The sequence below is a fragment of the Pelotomaculum sp. FP genome, from assembly GCF_004369245.1.
Classification (GTDB): domain Bacteria; phylum Bacillota; class Desulfotomaculia; order Desulfotomaculales; family Pelotomaculaceae; genus Pelotomaculum_C; species Pelotomaculum_C schinkii.
In genome coordinates this window covers 1-22,603 of the sequence record NZ_QFGB01000018.1, presented here as the reverse complement: position 1 = coordinate 22,603, position 22,603 = coordinate 1, and the positions used below count along the sequence as shown (strand labels likewise).

Here is a 22,603-nt window from a genome sequence, read left to right as displayed (position 1 = left end):
GGATAGCTGTAATAAGCTCCGGCCAATAAATATCAGAGGTATGGAGGTAGGTAACCGATGAAGCAAAAGAAATGGCGCTATAAGCTCTTGATGCTTGTCCTGGTTTTGCTGATGCTTGTTGGTACGGTTAGTCTGACGGCGCCCGCGGACGCCCTGGCCGCCGGGAGCGACATTACAATATCGGGTCCCGGACTGAACGGCCCCGGGCCCGTGACCATTACCCAAAACCAGCTCCGGGGTACGGAGTCAGTATCAGAAGGGGTTTATTTACAACAGCAAGATGTAATCTACAGCACGATTAACACCTGGCCCACCAAGAGCTGGTACAGGGGGCAGGGCGTCAAACTGACCGACCTGCTTGATTTAGCCGGGGGACTCAAACCGGAAGCCACACAGATCAGATTTACTTCCGGAGACAAGTTTAAAGTTACCTTTACGGTGGATGAGTTATTAAACGCCCCCCAGTATCGTTTCCCTAATTTCATGAGCAGCGGCCTTCCCGGCCATCTCCCCGGTAACCCGTCGGGTAAAGTATTGGTAGATACCATCATCGCCCATAGAAGTTTCTCTACGCAAAGTTATGACGATATCCTGGATGCGGAAAACTTTAACCGTTCGGACGCCAATCTTCTGCTGTACGGGCAGCGGGCGGTAACCCAGCAGACCAATTCCAGGTTTTCCAAATGGGTAGTACAAATTGAGGTACTCACCGATCCCGTGCCCAAATGGGACAATCCCACGGTCACTCCGGCGCCTGGCGTGGTACCCGCGGGGACCATGGTGGAAATGCACAGTCCCTTCGACGACGAAGATAAGGTTCACTACACCCTGGACGGCAGCGACCCGACCATAGACAGCCCCATGTATAACTGGATTGCCAAACGGTGGTGGTCGTCACGACCTGATGATTTGGCCGAAATAAACCACAAAATCGGCCCCCTTAACCGCGACACCACCGTCAAAGCCGTTGTCATCGGTCCCGGCCGGTCGGACAGCGACATCGTCACTTTTTCCTACCAGGTGCCTGACTCTGCGTTGCTGACGGCTGATGTTACAGATAACGTAGTGGGGCAGCCGGTGGAGCTGACCTTTACGGACGATGCGGCCTGGCGGGCGGCGATCACCGGCGTGAGCGTGGACGGCGCAGACCTGGTTGACGGCGGATATACGGTTTCTGCCGGGAAGATTACCATTGCCGCAACTGTATTTACAAAAGCGAAAGATTACACTGTTGTGGTTAAGGCAACCGGGTACGAGGACGCCTGCGTGACGCAGACAATCAAGGCGGGCAGTGGCGGCAATCCTGACGGAGATGTAAAACTGACAATCACCGGGGACGGGGTGGCGGCTGAAAAGACGTATACCCTGGCCCAGCTGCAGGCAATGGACCAATATGAGCAGGTGTACAGCGCAATCAACACCTGGCCCAGTAAGAGATGGTGTGTGGGAAAAGGTGTCAAATTGAGAACCCTGCTCAATGAGGCGGGGATGAAAAGCAGCGCCAGCCTGATTAAATTTACTGCCAGCGATGGCGTTACAAGGACCCTTACGGTACAGGAGTTGCTTAAAGACAGGCGTTATTATTTCCCGGGATTAAAGGATAATGATGAAAACGGCGGGCAGGTACCCGGTTCTTCCGCAGGCAGGCAAGAGGTAGAGCCTATCCTCGCTCTGGAAAGTGCCGAAGGCAGTGTCGCTCCCGGCGATATGAACGGTATCAACGCCTTGCTGCTGATGCTGGGGCAGCGGGCTGTCACCGAACAAAATTTACAATTGTTTCTTAAGTATGTAGTAAAAATTGAGGTTTCGACCGAAGCGCCGGACAAGTGGGATGAGCCGGAGGCGGAGCCGGATAGCGGCGAGGTGGCCCCGGGGACCCTGGTAAAACTGAGCAGTGAGATAAACGATGATGATAAAATCCATTACACCACGGACGGCAGTCCCCCGACCATAGACAGCCCGATGTACAACTGGATTGCCAGCCGGTGGTGGTCGTCAAGAGAGAGTGAAGTGGACAGTATTAATCACCCGATCGAAATTACAGAAGATACGACTATCAAGGCAGTAACGATTGGTCCCGGTAAGAGAAACAGCAATGTCGTCACCTTTACCTACAAGGTGAAGGAAGACCCAACCGAGAGCAGTAAAATTTCATCCAGTCGAGGGGGCACTGTAGAGTTCGGCAGCGGCGAAGCCCTCATTGAAATACCGCCCGGAGCTCTGGCAAACGCTGATGCGGAGGTCGGCATTCGGAAAGTAAGCAACCCGCCTGCCGTACCTTCAGGTTTCAAGCTGCTGAGCAGCGTTTACGAGTTCATTGTGGACGGCGAGAAAAGCTACAGCTTTGCTCAGAGTGTAACCATCACGCTTCACTTCGATCCCGGCGCTCTAGGCGAGGGTGAGATTCCGTCCATCTACTACTACGACGAGGAATTGGAGCAGTGGGTGAACCTCGGAGGTGAAGTATCCGGCAATACCATAACAATCCAGGTGGACCACTTCACCAAGTTTGCCGTAATGGTGGCCGGTGAGCCCGGGGTCGCCACCAGGCTAATCACGCCCGGTGAAGGCGGTACCGTAAGTCTTGGCAGCGAAGCCGCCATAGAAATACCGGCCGGCGTGCTGACCGGATCCAGTGCGGTCGAGGTGAAAATTGAGAAAGTTGCCGCCCCGCCCGCCGCCCCCGCAGGTTTCAAGCCGGCCGGCGGTGCGTATGCGTTCAGTGTGGACGGCAAGAGCAGCTACAGCTTTGCCAAGAGCGTAACCATCAAGCTCAGCTTCGATCCCGATACTATCAACGGGGGCGAGACTCCGGCCATCTACTGCTACGACGAAGAGTCGGAGCAGTGGGTAAACCTCGGAGGTGAAGTATCCGGCAATAGCATAACAGTCCAGGTGGACCACTTCACCATGTTTGCCGTAATGGTCGCCGTGCAGGAACCGGCTCTGACAGATATTGCCGGCCACTGGGCTTTTGACAGCATCAACAAGCTGCTGGCCACGGGATCCATCGGAGGGTATCCTGACGGAACTTTCAGGCCTGATAACCCCATATCCAGGGCTGAATTTATCACTGTGCTGGTGAAGGCGTTCGGGTTGGAGCATAAGAAAGGCAAAAGCTTTGCCGACACGGCCGGGCACTGGGCCGAAGAATATATCGCTACGGCCACAGCCTGCGGGATAGTAAACGGTTATGACGGCGGTAATTTTGGTCCGGACGAGCTGATTACCCGCGAGCAGATGGCCGTGATGATCGTCAAAGCAGCCAAAATCGCTCCGGCAGCAGAAAATCCTTCGTTTGACGACAGCGACAGCATTTCCGGGTGGGCCGCAGAAGCTGTTAACACCGCGGCCGGGAGCGGAATTATGAAGGGGTATCCCGATAACACCATCCGGCCTCAGGGCAACGCAACCAGGGCTGAGGCTGTGACGGTTATTATAGATGCGTTGAATATAAGCTCGTCAAATAGTTGATAGAGTATCGCCGCATCAAGCTGTGACTGCCGTTATGTGATTGGATGGCAAACGCCGGCTGATCAGGGCAGCGTAGTGAAAGGGGGGTAACATGCAGGCTGATAAAAGGAAAGGAGATAAACCGGTGGCGGAAAGAAGACACACCGTATCTCCCCGCTTAATAAAGAGATATTGCCAACTTTTGCTGACTTTCCTGGGTTCACTGCTGCTTGCCGCTTTGCTTCACATAGCTGCGCCCGGTGTTGCCCTTGCTGAACCGTCGAAATCGGTTGAAATTACCGGCGAAGGGGTAACGAATCCCGTAACGTTAACCCTTGAACAACTTCAGGCAATGGAACAATACCGGCATGTATATAGTGTGATAAATACCTGGCCCACCAAGAAATGGTATGTTGCGGAAGGGGTCAAATTGCGGACTCTGTTTGATTTAGCGGGACTCAAAGAAGATGCCGCGCTGGTCAACTTTCTATCGAACGACGGTTTCGAAGTGGCGCTTACGGTACAGGAGCTGTTAAGCGATAAGCGATATTATTTTCCATACTTAATGGATCATCACCCCACTGACGGGAGTATTCCCGGTTCTCCGGCGGATGCGGAAGAGGTGGAGCCGATCCTCGCCCTGGTCAGCGCCGAGGATAATAACGATCCGGCCGCTATGAACGACAGGGACTCATTGCTTCTGGTGCTCGGTCAGAGGGTAGTAACCGAGCAGACGAATCCTTTATTTTTAAAATATGTCAATAGAATCGAAGTACTCACCACTCCTCCCCCAAAATGGGAGAATCCAAAGGCGGATACAGACGAAGGGGAAGTGCCCGCAGGCGCCTTGATCAGACTGAGCACCAAGCGTAATGACATGGATAAGATTTATTACACAACGGACGGCAGCACCCCGACCTTGAACAGTCCCGTGTTTAACGCGAGCGCCAGCCGGTGGTGGCCGCTGCGGGATGATTTGGACCGCGTCAACAAACCGATAGAAATTAACGAGGACACAATTATCAAGGCCATAACCATTGGGCCCGGCAAGCTGAACAGCGACGTCGTCACCTTCACCTACAAAGCTGATTTCACGGGCCGGGCCGCCGAGCGGGCTAAGCTGCCCGGCGGACCGCCCACCGGGGTGACCCTGGATCAGAACGCAGTCAACCTCAAAATCGGCAGCACCTACGAGCTGTCGGCGACCGTAGGCCCCAGCAATGCCGTCGACAAGAGCGTGCTCTGGAGTTCCAGCGATACCAGTGTGGCCACGGTGGATAACACCGGCCTGGTGACGGTTGTCGGGCCGGGCACGGCCGTCATCACCGTGAAGACGGTAGTAGGGGGCTTGACGGCCAGCTGCGTTGTGAATGGGTCAAACCAGGAGCAGGCTGGTAATGGGCAGATTGTTGCGCTTGAGGAAGAGCCTGAAGCGCAGGAGGAACAATTTATTTCGCCGGTAGAGGAGCCTGAAGAGCAAGCGCCGGTGGAAACGGATATGGCCGCAGCTGAGCCAAAAAGCGCCGACGAAAATCAGGAGGAGCCTGTTGAACCGAAAGAGCCTGACGAGCCGGAGAAGCCGGTCGAAAACGGGCAGTATCTGGCGGAGAAGGAGGCTTTAGCCGCCGCTTCAACAACGCCGGAGGTCTCTGCAGCGCCGCCGGACAGCGAACCTGTTCAGGTGTACGAGGTGTCGGTCGATGCTGGACCCGCGCAGCTGCAGTTGGAGCATAATGACATGGACATTTATACAGCAGGGGTGTTTGCTTTCCTGTTTCTTTTCGGAGCAAGCAGAAGGTACATGGAATACGCGAGGGAGGTTGAAATGTGACCCTTGATATGTTGACGCCGCTCAGAGATACGATGCATACTGTTTCGTCCGGTTTACTGGCGCCTGCCATTATCATTCTGCTATTGTTGTTGGCGGTTTCGGTAATAGAGTTGGGCGGCCTGCTGGTGGAGGTCCTCACCGAGCGGCGCAAGATGAAGGTCAATGTGCCGGAGATGGTGGAATTCTTCCAGGGTAAGGATGCCGGGGCGATCATGCGCGGTATTGAGAGCAGCGGCCTGTTCAGGCGACAGAAAGCAGCTCTCGGCGAGCTAATCAGGCACGGCAGTTTACCGGCCGCTTCCTTGCAGGCGCTGGCCCGCAAGCTGCTTGCCGCCGAGGAGCTGCATTATGCCAGGATCACCAACAGAACTGACCTGGTGGCGCGGTTGGGACCCATGTTGGGGTTGATGGCTACTCTGATTCCACTGGGACCCGGTATGATCGCCCTGGGCCAGGGCGACACCAAGACCCTGGCGGAATCACTGCTCACCGCCTTTGACGCGACCGTGACCGGCCTGGCAGCCGCCGGCGTCGCCTATGCCGTCTCCCGGCTGCGGAAAAGATGGTATGAGGGATACTTGAGTTCTCTTGAGGCCTTGATGGAAAGCTTGCTGGAGGTGTTTGCCCGTGGACTGCGGATTGAGGAGCAGTAGACGCAGAGTACCTGAAGATGTCAGTCCCCTCGAGGGCGCCATCAATATTGTAGATGCCATGCTGGTTTTTGCCTGCGGTCTGATGCTTTCTCTGGTCATACACTGGAACGTAGACCTGAGCCGGGTAGGGGAGCGCATCAACCTGAATCGCAGTCAGGAGGTGACCGGGACACCGGAGATAAGGGACGATTTGATCGAAACGCAAGGGGAGGGCAAACTTTACGAAAAGATGGGCACGGTTTATAAGGATCACGCTACGGGGCAGCTGTTTATGCTGACCGGTGAATAATCCGGTTGCGTCCGTATTCGTGATGTAACCGCCCGGGATCTTGCTGGCATACAACAGAAAGGAGAGTTTAAAAGTGCAAGCTATAAGTCTGCAGCGGAAGAATTGGTTTTATGGTTGTTTAATAATCATACTGGGTCTTTTACTTTTCTGTATGGCTAACATGATGACCCCCGCAACGGCCCTGGCCGCCGGTACGGATACCCTCGAAATTACCGGTGATGGTGTGACCACGCCTTTGACCTTAACCAGGGAACAGCTTGAGTCAATGAAACAATACCAGCATGTGTACAGCGCCATCAACACCTGGCCTACCAAGAAATGGTATGTCGGGAAGGGAGTCAAGTTGAGAGACCTGTTTAAGCAGGCGGGTATGACCGGGGAGGCCAGGCTGATTAGATTTACTTCGAGCGACGGTTACGTAGTAAACCTGACCGTAAAAGAATTACTGGAGGATAAAAGGTACTATTTCCCTGGCCTTAAGGGTAATACCGCAAAAGATGGCGACGGGCATATTCCCGGCTCTGCAGCGAACCCAAAAGAGGTGGAGCCTATACTCGCTCTGGAAAGTGTTGAAGGCAGTGATAACCCGGACTATATGAACGACTTGAATGCACTGCTGCTGATGCTGGGGCAGCGGGCAGTTACCGAGCAGAATGGTAATTTGTTCAGCAAATATGTCAATAAGATCGAGGTGCTCACAGCAGAACCGGAAAAATGGGACGCTCCGCAGGCGAATCCGGTTAGCGGAGAGGCGCCCGCAGGTTCTATGATAGCGCTGAGCAACGCCTACATGGATGACGATAAGGTTTATTACACCACGGACGGCAGCACCCCGACCTTGAACAGCCCGATGTATAACTGGATTGCCAGACGGTGGTGGTCGGCGCGGGCGGATGATTTGGGCAAAGTGAATTGCCCGGTAGGACCTATTAATGAAGATACAGTCATCAAGGCAATAACGATTGGTCCCGGTAAGTACGACAGCGATGTCGTCACCTTCACCTATCAGGTCGCAGGGGCTGAGTCTGAACCCGGAACAGAAGGACCCGCACCCGGTACAGGAGAGCAAAATAAAGAAGAAGAGCCGCAGCAGACAGTAAACTTAAATGACGTCGCAGGCCACTGGGCACTGGACAACATTCATAAGCTGGTGGCGCAGGGCTGCATCAGCGGCTATCCCGACGGCAGTTTCAAGCCCGACAGCACCATTACCAGGGCCGAGTTCGCCGCCGTGCTGGTGAAGGCGTTCAAGCTCGAGGATAATGACGGCAAGACTTTTACTGATACAGCGGCGCACTGGGCCAAGGACTACATTGCCTCGGCAGCGGCAAACGGTCTTGTCAATGGTTATGCCAATGGTGCTTTTGGTCCGGACGACCTGATTACCCGCGAACAGATGGCCGTGATGATCGTGAAGGCCGCCAAATTGGCGCCGGCCGCGGAAGCGCCCCGGTTTGCCGACAGCGGCAGTATTTCCGCATGGGCCGGGGAGGCCATTGCCGCCGCTACTGAAAACGGGATTATGAAGGGTTACTCGGATAACACCATCCGGCCCGGAGGCAGTGCGACGAGAGCCGAGGCTGTGACGGTAATTATAAATGCGTTGAATAAATAGTTGAAGAATGTCCTCAAACGTATGCCGGCGCTTATCATTCTGCAGCTTTATTATGGCGTGACGGGAAGTGAAATCAATGAAAGTGAAAAGTTTTCTCTCTAAAAAAATTTACCTTCCGGTTGGCCTTCTTCTCATGCTGTGCATTCTCCTGACTGCCGCCTGCAATAATGGGGGTGCGCAGCAGGATAAGGTCAGCAGCAATGAGAGCGACAAGGCGGTTGTGGTTACCGGCAACGGTGTGACGAAAGAACCCCGGCTGACTCTGGAAGAGATGCTGAAGTTGCCGGGCGCCCGCTTTGATCACGTCTATTCCACCATCAACAACTGGCCGGCAGCAAAGAAGTATGCGGTCAGGGGAGTCAAATTAGCGGCAGTACTGCAAGCCGCCGGCATTAAAGATGAGGCAAAATGCATTATGGTTAAGGGCAAAGACGATTTCGAGTGGTCCTTTACACGGGAGCAGTTGTTGGATACCCCGCGGTATTATTTTCCGGAAGTAATGGCGGGAGATCCGGCCGGCGCCCAGCCGGTTGAGCCGGTTATCGCTTATGAGTACGTGGAAAACAGCGATAATCTAAGCGAGGCCAGGGCGGACGATTTATGCCTGATCATGCCGCAGGCATGTGTTAACGAGCAGGCCAATCACACTTTTGTCAAAGGCGTCAGGGAGATCCTGGTGACTGTGGAAGACCCCGGAAAATGGGAGAAAGCTACCGTCTTTCCCCAGACGGAATATGTTGCCGCCGGGGATACGGTAAAACTGCAGCATAAGGAAACCGGCAAGGTGAAGATGTATTATACGCTGGACGGCTCCACGCCGACCGAACAAAGCACGCTCTATAATCCCAGCACATACCAGCCTGAATTGAACAAGCCCATCAAAATCGAGCGGGACACGACCATCAAGGTTTTAGTTAAGGGTTTCGGCAAATATGACAGTGATATAGCTGAGTTTCGATACAGAATTCAATAGACAGCGATGCCGCTATCACGGCGCCATTAGAGGATAAAAGCCATTTTTCAATGTCATTCTGAACGATAATGAAGAATCTTGGTGTGAACCCCTTCGCTGCCGCTCAGTACGACGCCGGCAAAAGGAGGAAAACTTGCAGCCCAACAATATTTTCAGAGTCGTAAAGGGGGGGTAATGTGTTGCTTAAGAGCGGAAAGGGTATATATCTTTATCTGGTTTTGCTCCTGATATGGATCACCCTGACCGGATGCGCCCAGCAGAACACTCCTACCCGCAATCCGGAATATGAAAGCCAGAATGTTATCGTCGAGGGCGACATAGACCAGCCTAAAGAGATCACTGTAGGAGAAATGCGGGCGCTTCCCCAACAAAAACTTGACGCCAGTCTCACCCGTACCACCGGGCTTCTGGAAGAGTTTAAAGCAACCGGTCCTGAGGTCAAGGATGTGCTGGAACACGCGGGCATCAATTATCAGGATTATAAGGGCATCGGCTTTGCCGGAAAGGATGATTATTATTGTCTGGTAACGCCGGAGATCATGGCTGAACGCCAGCTGATCCTGGCTTTAACCATCGACGGGCAAAGTGAACTGCCGGACGAATTGCGCCCCGCGCGGCTCTGCGTGCAGGGGGAGTTCGGCCCCTACTGGGTGAAGATGGTCGACAGGATTATTTTGTACAAAGAGATTCCGGAGAAAGATATCAATTCCGTTTGGGTCTTTAAAAATCTGGCGGAAGGGATTGAACCTTACCAGTATGAGTATTACGGCAGTAAAGACGACGCCATTGAACTGGCGCAGATCTTTTCCCGCTTTGACAATGTCAACAGTAAGGCCTTCTTTACGATGAAATCATCGGATGGCTTCAAGAAGAATGAAGCCATAAACATGGTCAGCCAGCGCTATTACATCAAAGTTACAGGTGAGGGCGCGCCGATGAACATGGCGCCCAATATTAAGCTGGGTATGAACGTCATGCATATCGCCTGGTTTTCCACCAATGCGGACGCGGCATTTTTCCCTGAGGAAATAGTGGAATTAACCGGGCAACAGCAGATAGAAGCTCAAAAAGGGATTTCTTTACGGGCAATTCTGGAGGAAGTCGGACTGACGGATATTGACAATAAGCAGTTCGAGCTAGTAGGTACAGACGGCAATAGCGTTAAGGTAAGCGGGCAGGACCTTAACAAAGGAATTCTGCTTACCCAAGATGACGGCTCCTATCCGGTAGTCTGGACGGAAGGGGAAGGGCTGAGCCCCATTGATAACTTGATGCGCATCCGTTCTGTTTAAGGAAAGAAGATACGTTTCGGACGCCGGACCTTAGACGTCAGAAGAACAATTCACATAGTAGCAGCATCATTCTTCGCAACAAAAGAACACACCTCCGCCAGCGGGAAGGGGACACACCTCTGCCGGGGAATGTCCCCAATTAGAGAATGTCCCAGATGAAATGCGCACGAGAAAGTTCCCCCAAAATACTGCCTCAGGAGAGATGACAGTGCTATGGATGAATAGGCTGCTTAAAACAATAGGATTCGCGGCGGTTTTGCTGATCGCATGCTTAAGCCTGATCACAGGCTGTCAGGACCAGAAGCGGGAAACGACCCCGCAGACGGCCGGTATAGCGCCGGGCAGTACCGGCCTTGAAACCGGCAACCCCGGCGGTGAACCGGACATGCTGACGATTACGGGAAACGGTGTAGAGCGTGAAACCAAATTTACCCCCGACGAACTGAAGAGCATGGAAGACGCTCTGGCCGGCGCCTGCTACTCGGCCGTAAACAACTGGCCGGCCAAAAAATTTATTGTCGGTAAGGGTGTGAAGCTCACCCACCTGCTGCAAAAGGCCGGGATCAAAGAGGATGCGCAAACAATCATCTTCAAGGCCGCGGACGGTTATAACGCCAGTTTTACCAGAGAGCAGCTGGAGGAAAAGCGTTTTTGCTATCCGGATCTGTTGAAAGGCAGTGCGGAGGGAGCAGTGGAAGTTCCTATGATCCTGGCCTGGGGGTATCAGGAGGACACCAGTAATTTGAGTGAGGCGGCCAGTGGTAAACTTCGCCTGCTTTTTGGCCAGACAGGATTGAACGATGCGGCCACCGCCGCTTTCGTCAAAGGTGTGACCACCATCGAAGTATTGACAACGCCGCCGGGCCAGTGGGGCGCGGTCCGGGCCGAACCTGCGCCCGGGAAGGTAAAGCCGGGCACAGGGGTCGTTTTAAGCCATCCTGAACAGGATCTCGTCAAGATATATTACACCCTTGACGGGAGTGAGCCGGATGCGAAGAGTTTGCTTTATAATCCCAGCACTTCCTACTTCCGGCCGGAATTGAATAAGCCAATTCAGGTTAACCAGACTGTTACCATTAAAGCTATTGCAATTGGTTTCGGGAAACACAACAGCCAGGTAGCAATATTTAATTACGATGTGGAATGAGCGGAAAAGGGGCATATACCTGCCGCTAGAGCGGCGCCACGTATCATGAAAATACCAGCCGATGTAGGCGCCATTTCAATCGCACACGGCGCGCCAGCGCCGCACTTGTGGCAGCCAATGTTGCATTTGGGCGAATGAATTCGCACCTCAGGGTAGGAGACCTATTTTGCCAGGTGTATCTCCAACTAAGGGAGCGGCGATCAAGGGTAAGCCGGTGAGCAGAAGTACATATCGGTAGAGCTGTATACCACCCTAGGAAGCAAGGACGCGAAACTCAGGTATCAGATGGGAGTTGTGAAAGTGTGCGAAAATGCGTAGTCTTGCTGTTTGCTGCTGCAGCTATCCTGGTTTTAACCGTGACCGGGTGCTCTTCCGGTAATTCAAAAAAAATGACGCCTCCCCAGAAGGAAGCCCTGCAGGAGTTGCTGGGAAGCGAGCAGGAAATCGCAGACGAAGCTATAAAGGGCATCGAACTGACGGAGGAAGTTAAAGAAAAGTTTCCTGCCGTAAAAAATGCTTACGAAATAACTTGCGGCGAGCAGAAAAATTATGCTTTTTTATCAAGTCCTCTGGGCTACAGGAGCGCGATAGATCTATTTGTTTTAATAGATGGCGAAAAAAACGAGTTGCTGGGGATCAGAGTATTGCAGCATGATGAGACACCCTTGTACGGAGGAGATAGTCTGACCAAAGAATGGTTTTTGGACCGGTTTAACAACAAAAGCGCCGGCGCCTATTTAAACAGAGTGGTTCTGGAGCCGTCCCGGCCAAATGATATTATCCAGATTACCTGCGCTACAGTAAGCTCCCAGGCAGTGATCAACGGGGTCAACGCCGCAATGGGGACCTACCGCGAGTTGCTCCTGGGGGAGGAAGCTGAGCCGGTACCCCTGAAGGTAGAAGGGTTTGTCACGGAAATACAGTAGGGGAAGGATACCGCTACCACGTAATCCGGGAGTGTGATGATTGAAAAGAAGGGTTGTCCAGACCATTACAGCGGCGCTTATAAACGGACATATTGCCGGTTTTCTGCAGGGTACGGCGTACAACGGGCCTCTGAAAAGGCTCTGTGTGCCGGTACTGAACTGCACTTCCTGCCCCGGCGCTTTTAGCTCGTGTCCGCTGGGACTGATCCAGAGCTCGCTTATATTCGGCAATTATCTGCTCCTTATGGTTACCTCCGGGCTGCTGCTTTTGCTGGGGGGACTGCTGGGCAGGTTCCTTTGCGGCTGGCTCTGTCCCTTTGGCTTCATGCAGGAACTGTTATATAAAATACCGCTGCCCAAGTACCGGCCCGGCCGGAAGTTAATAAAACTCGTCTATTTAAAATACGTCGTGCTGGTCCTGTTTGTGCTCCTGTTCCCGGCCCTTGGTCTGACTTATTTGAGCGGCTCGACCTTCTGCAAGTATTTATGCCCGGTGGAGACGCTGGAAGCGTACCTGCCCTTAATGGCGTTACAACCTTCCCTGATGACAACGGCAGGTGTCTTGTTCAAGTGGAAGCTGGTTTTGCTTGCCGTCGCGGTTTTGCCGTCCATGATCATCTTCAGGCCTTTTTGCAGGTTTATTTGCCCGCTCGGAGCGGTCTATGCCCTCCTGAACCGGCTAAGCCTGCTGAGGTTCGAAATCAATAGGGATAACTGCAAAAAGTGCGGAGGCTGTCAAGAGCAATGTGAGTTGGGGATAGACATATACAACAACCCCAATAGTCCGGAATGCGTCCGCTGCATGCAGTGTTTTGCGGGTTGCCGGGACGGCCTGTTGGGCATCAAGGCAGGTATTGGCGAAAAAACGCTTAGGCTAAAGAAAAAGCTGGACCAGAATAAAGGCTTCAGGATGTAACCAAAGGTTTAAGACAGGCAAGGGGATGGTTCTCCTGTCTCATCCGGCCAAAACCGGCTATGCTTGGGAGGGTATTGTTGATGGAGAGTAAGGCTGTTGACCAAAAGAAGATCCTCTATGCGGTGATTGCATTACTGGTCATTATTATTGTGGTATTTGCGTTTTTGAACCGCGGCGATGAAAACCTGCAGGAAGGCCAAATCTTAGTTAAGACAGGAGATAATGTTATCGGCGTCCTGACAGTTGCCGATCTTCAGAAACTGCCGGCGGCGCAGAAGAAAATGGTGATTCAGTCCACCTCCGGCATGACCAAACATGAGTTTACAGGCGCCCCGCTGCTGGACGCCTTAAACAGCATCGATCCGGGTCTGTCCCAAAAATGTACCAGGATCATAACCAGAGGCATCGACAACTACACCTCCGGGGTGAACATGTCTGAAGTCCTGCGGCCGAATAATGTGTTCATTGTTTACGCCGACCACGGTGAACCGTTAAAAACCAAGACCGGCGGGGAGGGCGCTATGCGCATCATTATTTACCAGGATGAGTTCGGACAGCGCTTTACCAATTTTCTCACAAGCCTGGAACTGCAGTAGAAGTAAATATGCATGACTGAGTTCACAAAAATAAGTATGTTTTTCCGAGCCGCATGACCTAAGGGAGACTATGGTTATCGGCCTCACAGGGTACGCCGGGAAACTGCCGTGCCTCCCATTGAGGAAAGGAAACATAAGCTGCCGGACTTTAAAGCTTTGTCCCTTTCAACCAATGGGACAAAGCTTTTTTGCTTTACAAATCTTTCCGGCTACCCGTAGCCGGGACAAGCAGGAGGTGACCGGTTTTTTCTCCAAAGTACAGGGGTTCAGCGCCGACAGGCCATTTGACGAAGGGGGTGTTGAGAATGCTGGACTGATGCCATATGGCAGATGGTGTAACGGAGGCTGAAAACTATTAAGTCTTTGGGGCTACTCTGATGTGCGAGTTGAGAGAGGAGAAGTGGTTTGTTGTAAATGTTTCTCAGCAGTGTGACTATTATTTGTTGAAACAAGGAGGGAATTCCATGCGTATAAGGAGCAGTTGGGTATTTAAGCTTTTTCTGACCGTCTTCAGCGTGCTGTTGCTTGCCGGTACGGTTAGTCTGATGGCGCCCGCGGACGCCCTGGCCGCCGGGGGTGACATTATAATATCGGGGCCCGGGCTGAACGGCCCCGTGCCCGTAACCATTACCCAAAACCAGCTCCGGGGTACGGAGTCAGTATCAGAAGGGGTTTATTTACAACAACAAGACGTAATCTACAGCACTATTAACACCTGGCCCACCAAGAGCTGGTACAGGGGGCAGGGCGTCAAACTGACCGACCTGCTTGATTTAGCCGGGGGACTCAAGCCGGAAGCCACACAGATCAGATTTACTTCCGGAGACAATTTTAGAGTTACCTTTACGGTGGAGGAGTTATTAAACGCCCCCCGGTATCGTTTCCCTAATTTTATGAGCAGCGGCCTTCCCGGCCATCTTCCCGGTGACCCGTCGGGTAAAGTATTAGTGGATACCATCATCGCGCACAGAAGTTTCTCTGCTCAAAGTTATAACGATATCCTGGATGCGGACAACTTTAGCCGTTCGGACGCAAACCATTTGCTGTACGGGCAGCGGGCGGTAACCCAGCAGACCAACGCCAGGTTTGCCAAATTGGTAGTAAAAATCGAGGTGCTCACCGATCCCGTGCCCAAATGGGATAATCCCACGGTCAATCCGGCGCCTGGAGAGGTACCCGCAGGGACCATGGTGGAAATGCACAGTCCCTTCGACGATGAAGACAAGGTTCATTACACCCTGGACGGCAGCGACCCGACCATAGACAGCCCCATGTATAACTGGATTGCCATGCGTTGGTGGTCGTCGCGAAGCGATGATTTGGACGAAATAAACCACAAAATCGGCCCCCTTAACAGCGACACCACCATCAAAGCCGTCGTCATCGGTCCCGGCCGGTCGGACAGCGACATCGTCACCTTAGAGTACCAGGTTCCCGGTGTAGCTGTAACCAGTGTAAGTATTGCAGAGGACGACCAGGTGCTGGAGGTTGGCCAAACGAACCAGCTCACCGCCGCCGTTGCACCGGAAAATGCTACGAACAAAAATGTGAGCTGGTCTACGAGCAACGAGTCTGTAGCTACAGTAAGTGAAACCGGTCTGGTCACCGCAGTGTCGGAGGGGACTGCGGATATTACAGTTACTACCGAAGATGGAGATTTCACCGACACTATCACTGTCACCGTCACCGCGACAACAATTGACGTCCTCTATGACGGGACAGTTGCTCTGACACCCGGCGAGACCTTTACCGTGACCGCCTATAACTCGGGGACAGTTTATACTGTCGACAAGAACACACCGCTTGGGGCGCTTGCGGCAGCCGCAACTGTCAGCGGCTTCACCTATGGCGTCACCGACAAAAATTACGCAGCGTCGGGCGCTCTCCTTTTGGACAATGTAGGAGACTATATACGCGATCCGGGCCGCTGGTACACTTATGTCAACGATGTCTATAAAGACGGCTACAACAATGCCGCCGGCGCCCTGAACCTGATCGAGCTTGTAAATGGGGATAAGGTTGAGTTCTACTACGCCGCCGGTATTGACGATCCAACGGAGCTAACTGCCGTAACGGCAGCGGCTATCGCCGCAGTGAAAACCGTTGTCTCAACAGAAGTTGACCCTACTGATTGGACTCTTCAGCTCTCCGGGGCAAAGAATGCTTCCGTAACCAAGGCCTACTTCGAGGATGCCCTTGCCTGCCCGTCATCAGGTCACCAGGTGACCTGGACCGACGGTGACGGTAATGTCTGGGGAGGCGTGCCGCTATGGCTGCTCGTCGCCATGGTTGACGACGACCCGGATGTTGGCCCTTACCACTTCAACTTCAACGACGACCTCGCCGCCCAGAACTATGAAGTCAATATTATAGCCGGCGACGATTGGTCGGCAACCCTTGACAGCGCCGATATCGCCCGCAACGATGGATATATCGTCGCCAATACACTGAACGGAGCACCGCTTCCGCTCGAGACCGAATCAGGAAAAGCCTGCTGGCCGCTCTATCTGAAAGGTCCGGCTGTTTTTGGCGGACAACAGGTAGGCAACATCGTCCGGATCGAGCTGTCGGGCCTGCCTGAACCACCCGAAGGTTGGACCCTGGAGATGATCGGAGACGTAGGGGATACCATCACCCAGGAGGAGTTTGAAGCCGGACTTGCCTGCACGGGTTCAGGCCATTACAGGCAATGGACCGATATTGACAATAACGTCTGGTCCGGCGTACCCCTGTGGGTGCTCCTGGGCGCGGTGGACGACATCGAGACAGGCAGCCACTGGACTTTCAATGATGCATTAGCTGCAGACGGTTATACTGTGAAAGTAGTTGCCGGAGATGATTTTTACAAGACTTTTGATAGCGCGGATGTAGCCGGGAGCAACGACTATATCGTTGCGAACAAATGCAACGGCGCCCCGCTTACCGAGGCAGGACCACTGCGCCTGGTTGGGGCCGGTGTTACCAAAGATGATGGCTCCCTCGGGGGCTCTGCTGTCGGTAACATCGTAAAGATAGAAATCCCCGAACTGCAGACACCGCCGGCTGATCCCGGAAGCTGGAACCTTGCTCTGAACGGCAAGATCAGTGATGTTATTTCGCAGGCTGAGTTTGAGGCCGCTCTGGCCTGCCCAAATTCGGGCCACCTTCAAGAATGGACTGACGGTGACGGCAATAAATGGTCAGGGATACCTCTCTGGTTCCTGACCGGCTGGGTAGATGACCGGCAGCCGCACGATTATGACGCCAATCAGGCAACTGCCGGTTACACCATCCTGGTGAAAGCCGGAGACGGCTACACCAAGGATTTTGCCAGCGCGGATGTAGCCTGGAGCAACGACTATATCATTGCGAATAAATGCAACGATGCGCCGCTTACCGATGGAGCGCCGCTGCGGCTGGTCGGCGCCGGCGTCGCCAGCGTTGAAGGAGTCCTTAGCGGTACCAGTGTTGGGAATATTGAGGAGATTGAATTAACCTCTTTTGAGACTGCCCAGCCCATACCCGAAGTCCGTATCATCAAGTACGCCGAAGATCGCACCACCGTCCTTGACGAGATCACGGTCGATTATCTATGGATGCAGGAAAACCTCGAAGTGATTGGAGACGGGACAACGGTATACCGCTACGAGGGAATCACCAACAACCCGGATGATGTATGGGATGCCGGGGAGACATATCCCGGCGGTTACAAGATAGAAAATGCTGTGAAGGGTACCCGTATCAAAGATCTTTGTGAGCTTGTGGGCGGCATGGGAGCAGGTACTGAAATTGTACTGGTTGCAAAAGACACATTCGAGACCAGGCTTCCCTATTCCTCCATATATACCGACCCTGCGGTGCAGGCGCGCCAGGGAGACGCCATTCTGGCCTGGTGGGGTGACGGAGAATACGTTCCCAATTATCAAGATGGTATGCGTTTATTCTTTACTCCGGATGACCACGTCTACGGCCAGTGGGATATGCACGAGACGCTTCCGTCAAATTACTGGCACTACTATTACGATGGAGGTATCCAGTATCCTTCTTGTGCCGGCTTATCATCAAAACTTATTGAAACCATCAAGATATACTCCGTGCCTGTGGGCGATTGGACACTGGAGCTCGATGGCCGGGATATCGGTGGTTTGAACTATGATGTAAGCAAAACCTATTTTGAGCAGGCTCTCGCCTGTCAGTTCGGCGCCAATCACAAGGCAACCTACACGGATTCTGAAGAACAGGTCTGGGAAGGCATGCCCCTGTGGTTCCTCGCCGGATTCGTCGACGACGCCGACCAGCATTCCGATAACGCCTTTAACGATGCGCTGGCAACGGCGGGGTACCAGGTTGTGATTACCGCCTCCGACGGCGATTCGGTCACTATCAATAGCGCGGATATTATCCGGAACAGCAACTACATTATCGCCAATTCCCTGAACGGCGGCCCGATACCCGAGTCCGATGATAACTGGCCGCTCAGGCTCGTTGGAGCGGCTGTCACCGGGTCAACATCGATTGCAAAAATTGTAAGTATCGAGTTGGTAAGCTCAACATCGGTTGCTCCGCCAGCCCTGACCGCCGATACCGACAGTAACGAAGCTGGACAGGCCATCGACCTCACCTTCACCGATGATGCCGGCTGGCGGGCGGCGATTATTGAGGTGAGCGTGGACGGTACAGCACTTGCTGATGGTAAATATACGGTTTCTGCCGGGAAGATTACCATTGCCGCAGACGTATTTACTGAAGCCAAAGACTACACTGTTGTGGTTAAGGCTGCAGGATATGAAGATGCTGCCGTAGTGCAGACGATAGAGACTGCGCCGGCGCAAAATCCGGTCTACACAGTTACACCTGGGGCCGATGCTGCTTATACCGCTGGGACAACCCCGGAAGGTATCAATACCATGACCGTTAATGACGGTGTGACAGGGTTTAAATACTTCGCGGTCAACATTACGCCGGTGATCTCCCATAGCGGTAATGAAACAGTAGTCTTTACTCATTTTAGAAACGGCAGCCAACTTGCACTTAACGCCACCAGAGCTGATTTTGATCAGGTTGAAATTGCCCAGGCCGGTTTTAATGTCCAGCCGGGCGACGTGATCAAGGTTTATATTGTTGATGATTTAACCAACGCGATTGACTTCAACCCGACGATTTTACAATAAATATCCGTTGTTGAAAGCTGAAGACCATTGTACCCAATAATAAGGTTCTTTGCTATATCGTGTAGGTCATGCAAAAATCACAGAGCAGCCGCCCTTGATATGGAGCCTTTCGCCCGTGTATCGTCATGTTCAAAGGACACGCAGCTTCGCCTGAACTCTTGCTCAACAAGGCTAACACGGACTTCTCCCATATCAAGGGTCTGCGCTTCTCTCAATGAACGGCCGCGATTAGCGCACAAATATGTTTACCTACTCAAAACAGCGAGGAGCCGATAATAGATGGCGCTCCTAAAGGCCAAGAAGATGTGCTTGCTAGTTGACTTACTGATACCTCCCTTGGCCTAGCCATTAAAAAAGGTCTGAATTAGTAGGGAGTGGTTAAAAATGAAGTTTAGGATAATGACGTATCTCCAAATAGCATTGATGCTATTGATGTTATGTGTTCCTTCTATTTCCATGTCAAATACTTCAACGGATATAAGCCTGCTGTTAAATAAAACTACCGCGGCAGTAGGAGAGACCGTGACCGCCTCAGGCACTACAGCTCCAAACGCATGGGTTCCTCTCAAAGTAGTAGACGCGTCACAGAGTATAGTGGTATTTGATGCAACGAAAGCAGACGCAAGCGGAAATTACAGTATAGACTTCGTCGTACCGGCAGATGCCCCAGGCACATTAATAGTAATTACTGGTGAAGGCAGCAACGTTGATACCAAGAGCGTGACCGTAACAGGAATGCCACCGGTCGACACAGAAGCCCCGGTTTGGGAAGGCGGAAACCTGACCGCATCTAATGTCGGACAGACTACGTTGACCCTGAGCTGGAGCGGCGCGTCGGACAACGTGGGAGTAACAGGCTACAAAGTGTTTCAAGATGGTGCTTTGTTGACGGAAACCCCGGTGACCGGGACCAGCTATGAAGTCACCGGTCTTAGCGCAGGGACTGAGTACCCCTTCAAGGTAGAGGCGGTAGACGCAGCCGGTAACGAGAGCGCCGACGGCCCCAGCGTCACCGTGACGACAGAGTCTGCGCCGGAAGAAGACACCACCGCGCCGAGTTGGGATAACGGCAACCTGGAAGCCATCGATGTGAGCCAGATCAGCCTGACCTTGAGCTGGAGCGGGGCGTCTGACAATGTCGGTGTGACCGGATACAAAGTCTATCAGGGCGACCCCCTGCTGACCACAACGCTGGTAACCGGCGATAGTTATACTGTCACCGGCCTGAATCCGGGCACGGAGTATACCTTCACCGTGCAAGCGGTAGACGCGGCGGGCAACGAGAGCGCGGACGGCCCCAGCACCACCGTGACGACCAGCAATGCCGTACCGATTACGGAGCAAAATGTGACAATCACAAGCGATGGCGCCAATAAAAACCTTGCCGTAACTGCGGATACACCGTCGGAAGTCACCATCACAGTACCAGCCAGTGTAGATGACGCCACGGTCAGCGTGGCAGCATTGCTCAACGCGCCTGCTTCCGGTACGGTAACCACAACAGCTTTACCGGCGCTAACCATAGCGGCCAATACTTCAGTTGGTACCGATCCAATACAGGTAGACATTCCTGCGGGAACCGCTGTAAGCGCTCCCGAAGAGTGGGACGGCATTGTTCATCTGCCGACAGTACAGCCTAACGATTCTGTAGCAGTAACCCCCGAATCCGGGAATACTGCAACAGTCAATTGCGTTATAGAAATTGGCTATGGCGACGTACCATTGTCTTTCAGCAAAGCCGTAAGGATCCTGATCCCGGGTCAGGCAGGCAAAGATGTCGGTTATAGCAGGGGAGGCGTGTTTACCAAAATAACCAACATCATGAGCGCGGACAGCCAGGAGGCGGCAGATGACGAACTGCCCACAAACGGTGACGGCAGGATTGATGTTGGCAACGATCTGGTGATTTGGACCAAGCACTTTACCAAGTTCGCCACCTACACCCAAACCCCGGTTGAGTCCGACACCACCGCGCCGAGTTGGGGCAGCGGCAGCAGCCTGACAGCTTCCGATGTGGGCCGGACCGGGTTGACCTTGAGCTGGAGCGGCGCCACGGACAACGTCGGCGTGACCGGATACAACGTGTATCAGGGCGACAGCCTTTTGACCACAACGCCGGTAACGGGCAACAGCTATGATGTCAGCGGTCTGAGCGCGGGCACCGAGTATACCTTCACCGTACAGGCGGTAGACGCGGCGGGCAATGAGAGCACGGACGGCCCCAGCGTCACCGTGAAGACAACAAGTTCCGGCGGCGGTGGTGGTGGCGGCAGCGGCTCAAGCGCTCCGCAAGCGGTCAGCTCTACCACCGGAACGGCAATGGTGGCGCCCAGTGCGGGCGGAACAATAGGCCTTGGTAGTGAAGCCGTTGTAATAATACCGGCTAACGCACTGCAAGGAACCAGTAAAGTAGAAGTAAAAGTACAGAAAGCAGACCAAGTTCCTGAAACGCCTGAAGGGTTCAAACTGGCCGGCAGCGTATACGAGTTCAGTGTGGACGGCAAGAACAGCTATAACTTTAACAAGGACGTGGTCATAACACTGAGCTTCGACCCGTCAGCGCTGGCTCCCGGTGAAAAACCGGAAATATTCTACTACGACGAGGCGTCCGGACAGTGGGTCAGCCTGGGCGGCACTGTCTCAGGCAATACCGTGACCGTGCAGGTGGACCACTTCACCAAGTTTGCCGTAATGATTGCCGGGGAAGCGGAAGCCGTACCGTCAGGGCAAGTCCCTGCGGCATTAAAAGACATCACCGGCCACTGGGCAATGGACAGCATCAACCAACTGGTGGCCCTGGGCGCCATCAGCGGCTATCCCGACGGTACTTTCAAGCCTGACAACAGCATTACCCGGGCCGAATTTGCTGCTGTGCTGGTTAAGGCGTTCAAGCTTGAGAACAAGGGCGGCGGGGTTTTTGCCGATACCACGGCGCACTGGGCCAGGGACTACATTGCCGCAGCGGCAGACAACGGAGTGGTCAACGGTTATGACACCGGCGCCTTCGGGCCGGACGACCTGATTACCCGCGAGCAGATGGCCGTGATGATCGTCAAGGCAGCCAAACTGACTCCGGTAGCGGGAGAAACCCAGTTTGCCGACAACGGCAGCATTTCCGGTTGGGCCGGCAATGCCGTTGTCACCGCGACCAGGAACGGGATCATGAAAGGCTACCCGGATAACACCTTCCAGCCCCATAGCCAGGCCACCAGGGCCGAGGCTGTGACGGTTATTGTGAATGCGTTGAAATTAAGTAGTTAATGTTTTTGACAACCCCTTGTCACAGTTTGGCTGGACAAGGGGTTATTAAAAAAGTGCTCTGGATACCATCAGCTGTATTTAGCTGAATAAGGAGGCCAAAAGAATTGCAATTTTTGAAATTTGGCTTAAAGCCAAATATCAGAAAGTTTGTCACCTGTCTGGCGGTGTTAGCGGTGCTGTCCGGCTTGCTGGGGATGGCCGCCCCTGGTCCGGCCTCGGCCCTGATCGTCCCGGGCTTGAGTGAGGTCTATATCACCACCGTGGCCGGCAATGGCTCCAGCGGTATCTCCGGTGACGGTGGTCCGGCCGTCGAAGCTGCGTTGAATTTAAGCAGAGTGGCGGTGGACAGCGCCGGTAACCTCTACATTGCCGGCAACTACTGGGTCTCCGGCAATAACCGCGTGCGTATGGTGGCTGCGGTGACCGGCAAGCATTACGGCATTCCGATGACCGCCGGGAATATCTACACCGTGGCCGTTACCGGAGCCGCCGGCGGTTCCG

Annotated in this window: 15 protein-coding genes and 1 riboswitch; all 15 genes read left to right on the top strand. The window is 53.5% G+C overall.

Annotation, left to right across the window (positions count from 1 at the left end; translation table 11 throughout):
• Nucleotides 1-57 precede the first annotated feature (57 nt).
• The gene (locus Psfp_RS09155) at nucleotides 58-3,474 is read left to right on the top strand and encodes an S-layer homology domain-containing protein (RefSeq protein ID WP_134218240.1); all 3,417 of its coding nucleotides are present in this window, start codon (nucleotides 58-60) and stop codon (nucleotides 3,472-3,474) included.
• A 91-nt stretch (nucleotides 3,475-3,565) separates the two neighbouring features.
• Nucleotides 3,566-5,284, top strand: coding sequence for an FN3 associated domain-containing protein (locus Psfp_RS09150; RefSeq protein ID WP_134218239.1), 1,719 nt, complete (start codon nucleotides 3,566-3,568; stop codon nucleotides 5,282-5,284).
• Nucleotides 5,281-5,937 (top strand): MotA/TolQ/ExbB proton channel family protein, encoded by a 657-nt coding sequence (locus Psfp_RS09145; protein WP_243120556.1) that lies wholly within the window; start codon nucleotides 5,281-5,283, stop codon nucleotides 5,935-5,937. Before Psfp_RS09150 ends, Psfp_RS09145 begins: the two co-directional genes overlap by 4 nt.
• Nucleotides 5,912-6,226 (top strand): DUF2149 domain-containing protein, encoded by a 315-nt coding sequence (locus Psfp_RS09140; protein WP_134218238.1) that lies wholly within the window; start codon nucleotides 5,912-5,914, stop codon nucleotides 6,224-6,226. Before Psfp_RS09145 ends, Psfp_RS09140 begins: the two co-directional genes overlap by 26 nt.
• Before the next feature lie 73 nt (nucleotides 6,227-6,299).
• Nucleotides 6,300-7,841 carry an S-layer homology domain-containing protein gene (locus tag Psfp_RS09135; RefSeq protein WP_134218237.1) on the top strand — a complete coding sequence of 514 codons (1,542 nt, stop codon included), beginning with the start codon at nucleotides 6,300-6,302 and terminating at the stop codon, nucleotides 7,839-7,841.
• A gap of 76 nt (nucleotides 7,842-7,917) precedes the next feature.
• A complete protein-coding gene (locus tag Psfp_RS09130) occupies nucleotides 7,918-8,814 on the top strand; it encodes an FN3 associated domain-containing protein (RefSeq protein WP_134218236.1) in 897 nt (298 codons plus the stop codon).
• Between the two features lie 179 nt (nucleotides 8,815-8,993).
• Entirely contained in the window at nucleotides 8,994-10,106 is a 1,113-nt protein-coding gene (locus tag Psfp_RS09125) for a molybdopterin-dependent oxidoreductase (RefSeq protein ID WP_192895348.1), read from the top strand.
• A gap of 217 nt (nucleotides 10,107-10,323) precedes the next feature.
• On the top strand, nucleotides 10,324-11,253 hold the full coding sequence (locus Psfp_RS09120; protein WP_243120559.1) for an FN3 associated domain-containing protein: 930 nt from the start codon (nucleotides 10,324-10,326) through the stop codon (nucleotides 11,251-11,253).
• A 302-nt stretch (nucleotides 11,254-11,555) separates the two neighbouring features.
• On the top strand, nucleotides 11,556-12,179 hold the full coding sequence (locus Psfp_RS09115) for an FMN-binding protein (RefSeq protein ID WP_134218233.1): 624 nt from the start codon (nucleotides 11,556-11,558) through the stop codon (nucleotides 12,177-12,179).
• A gap of 40 nt (nucleotides 12,180-12,219) precedes the next feature.
• Entirely contained in the window at nucleotides 12,220-13,095 is an 876-nt protein-coding gene (locus Psfp_RS09110) for a 4Fe-4S binding protein (protein ID WP_134218232.1), read from the top strand.
• Nucleotides 13,096-13,175: 80 nt separating this feature from the next.
• On the top strand, nucleotides 13,176-13,691 hold the full coding sequence (locus Psfp_RS09105) for a molybdopterin-dependent oxidoreductase (protein ID WP_134218231.1): 516 nt from the start codon (nucleotides 13,176-13,178) through the stop codon (nucleotides 13,689-13,691).
• A gap of 30 nt (nucleotides 13,692-13,721) precedes the next feature.
• A riboswitch (molybdenum cofactor riboswitch) is annotated at nucleotides 13,722-13,838 on the top strand.
• 25 nt (nucleotides 13,839-13,863) lie between these two features.
• Entirely contained in the window at nucleotides 13,864-14,040 is a 177-nt protein-coding gene (locus Psfp_RS21595; protein ID WP_192895347.1) for a hypothetical protein, read from the top strand.
• 115 nt (nucleotides 14,041-14,155) lie between these two features.
• Nucleotides 14,156-18,841, top strand: a complete 4,686-nt coding sequence (locus tag Psfp_RS09100) for an Ig-like domain-containing protein (RefSeq protein WP_192895346.1) — start codon at nucleotides 14,156-14,158, stop codon at nucleotides 18,839-18,841.
• A gap of 456 nt (nucleotides 18,842-19,297) precedes the next feature.
• A complete protein-coding gene (locus Psfp_RS22500) occupies nucleotides 19,298-22,102 on the top strand; it encodes an S-layer homology domain-containing protein (protein WP_192895345.1) in 2,805 nt (934 codons plus the stop codon).
• A gap of 104 nt (nucleotides 22,103-22,206) precedes the next feature.
• The coding region (locus Psfp_RS09090) for a hypothetical protein (protein ID WP_205079525.1) at nucleotides 22,207-22,603 on the top strand (397 nt) is incomplete at its 3' end.

Bases quoted from the DNA above. Each gene is read 5' to 3' on its own strand.
- Psfp_RS22500 (WP_192895345.1), top strand. From the start codon at position 19,298: ATGTCAAATACTTCAACGGATATAAGCCTGCTGTTAAATAAAACTACC.
- Psfp_RS09120 (WP_243120559.1), top strand. From the start codon at position 10,324: ATGAATAGGCTGCTTAAAACAATAGGATTCGCGGCGGTTTTGCTGATC.
- Psfp_RS09155 (WP_134218240.1), top strand. From the start codon at position 58: ATGAAGCAAAAGAAATGGCGCTATAAGCTCTTGATGCTTGTCCTGGTT.
- Psfp_RS09100 (WP_192895346.1), top strand. From the start codon at position 14,156: ATGCGTATAAGGAGCAGTTGGGTATTTAAGCTTTTTCTGACCGTCTTC.
- Psfp_RS21595 (WP_192895347.1), top strand. From the start codon at position 13,864: ATGGGACAAAGCTTTTTTGCTTTACAAATCTTTCCGGCTACCCGTAGC.
- Psfp_RS09130 (WP_134218236.1), top strand. From the start codon at position 7,918: ATGAAAGTGAAAAGTTTTCTCTCTAAAAAAATTTACCTTCCGGTTGGC.
- Psfp_RS09150 (WP_134218239.1), top strand. From the start codon at position 3,566: ATGCAGGCTGATAAAAGGAAAGGAGATAAACCGGTGGCGGAAAGAAGA.
- Psfp_RS09105 (WP_134218231.1), top strand. From the start codon at position 13,176: ATGGAGAGTAAGGCTGTTGACCAAAAGAAGATCCTCTATGCGGTGATT.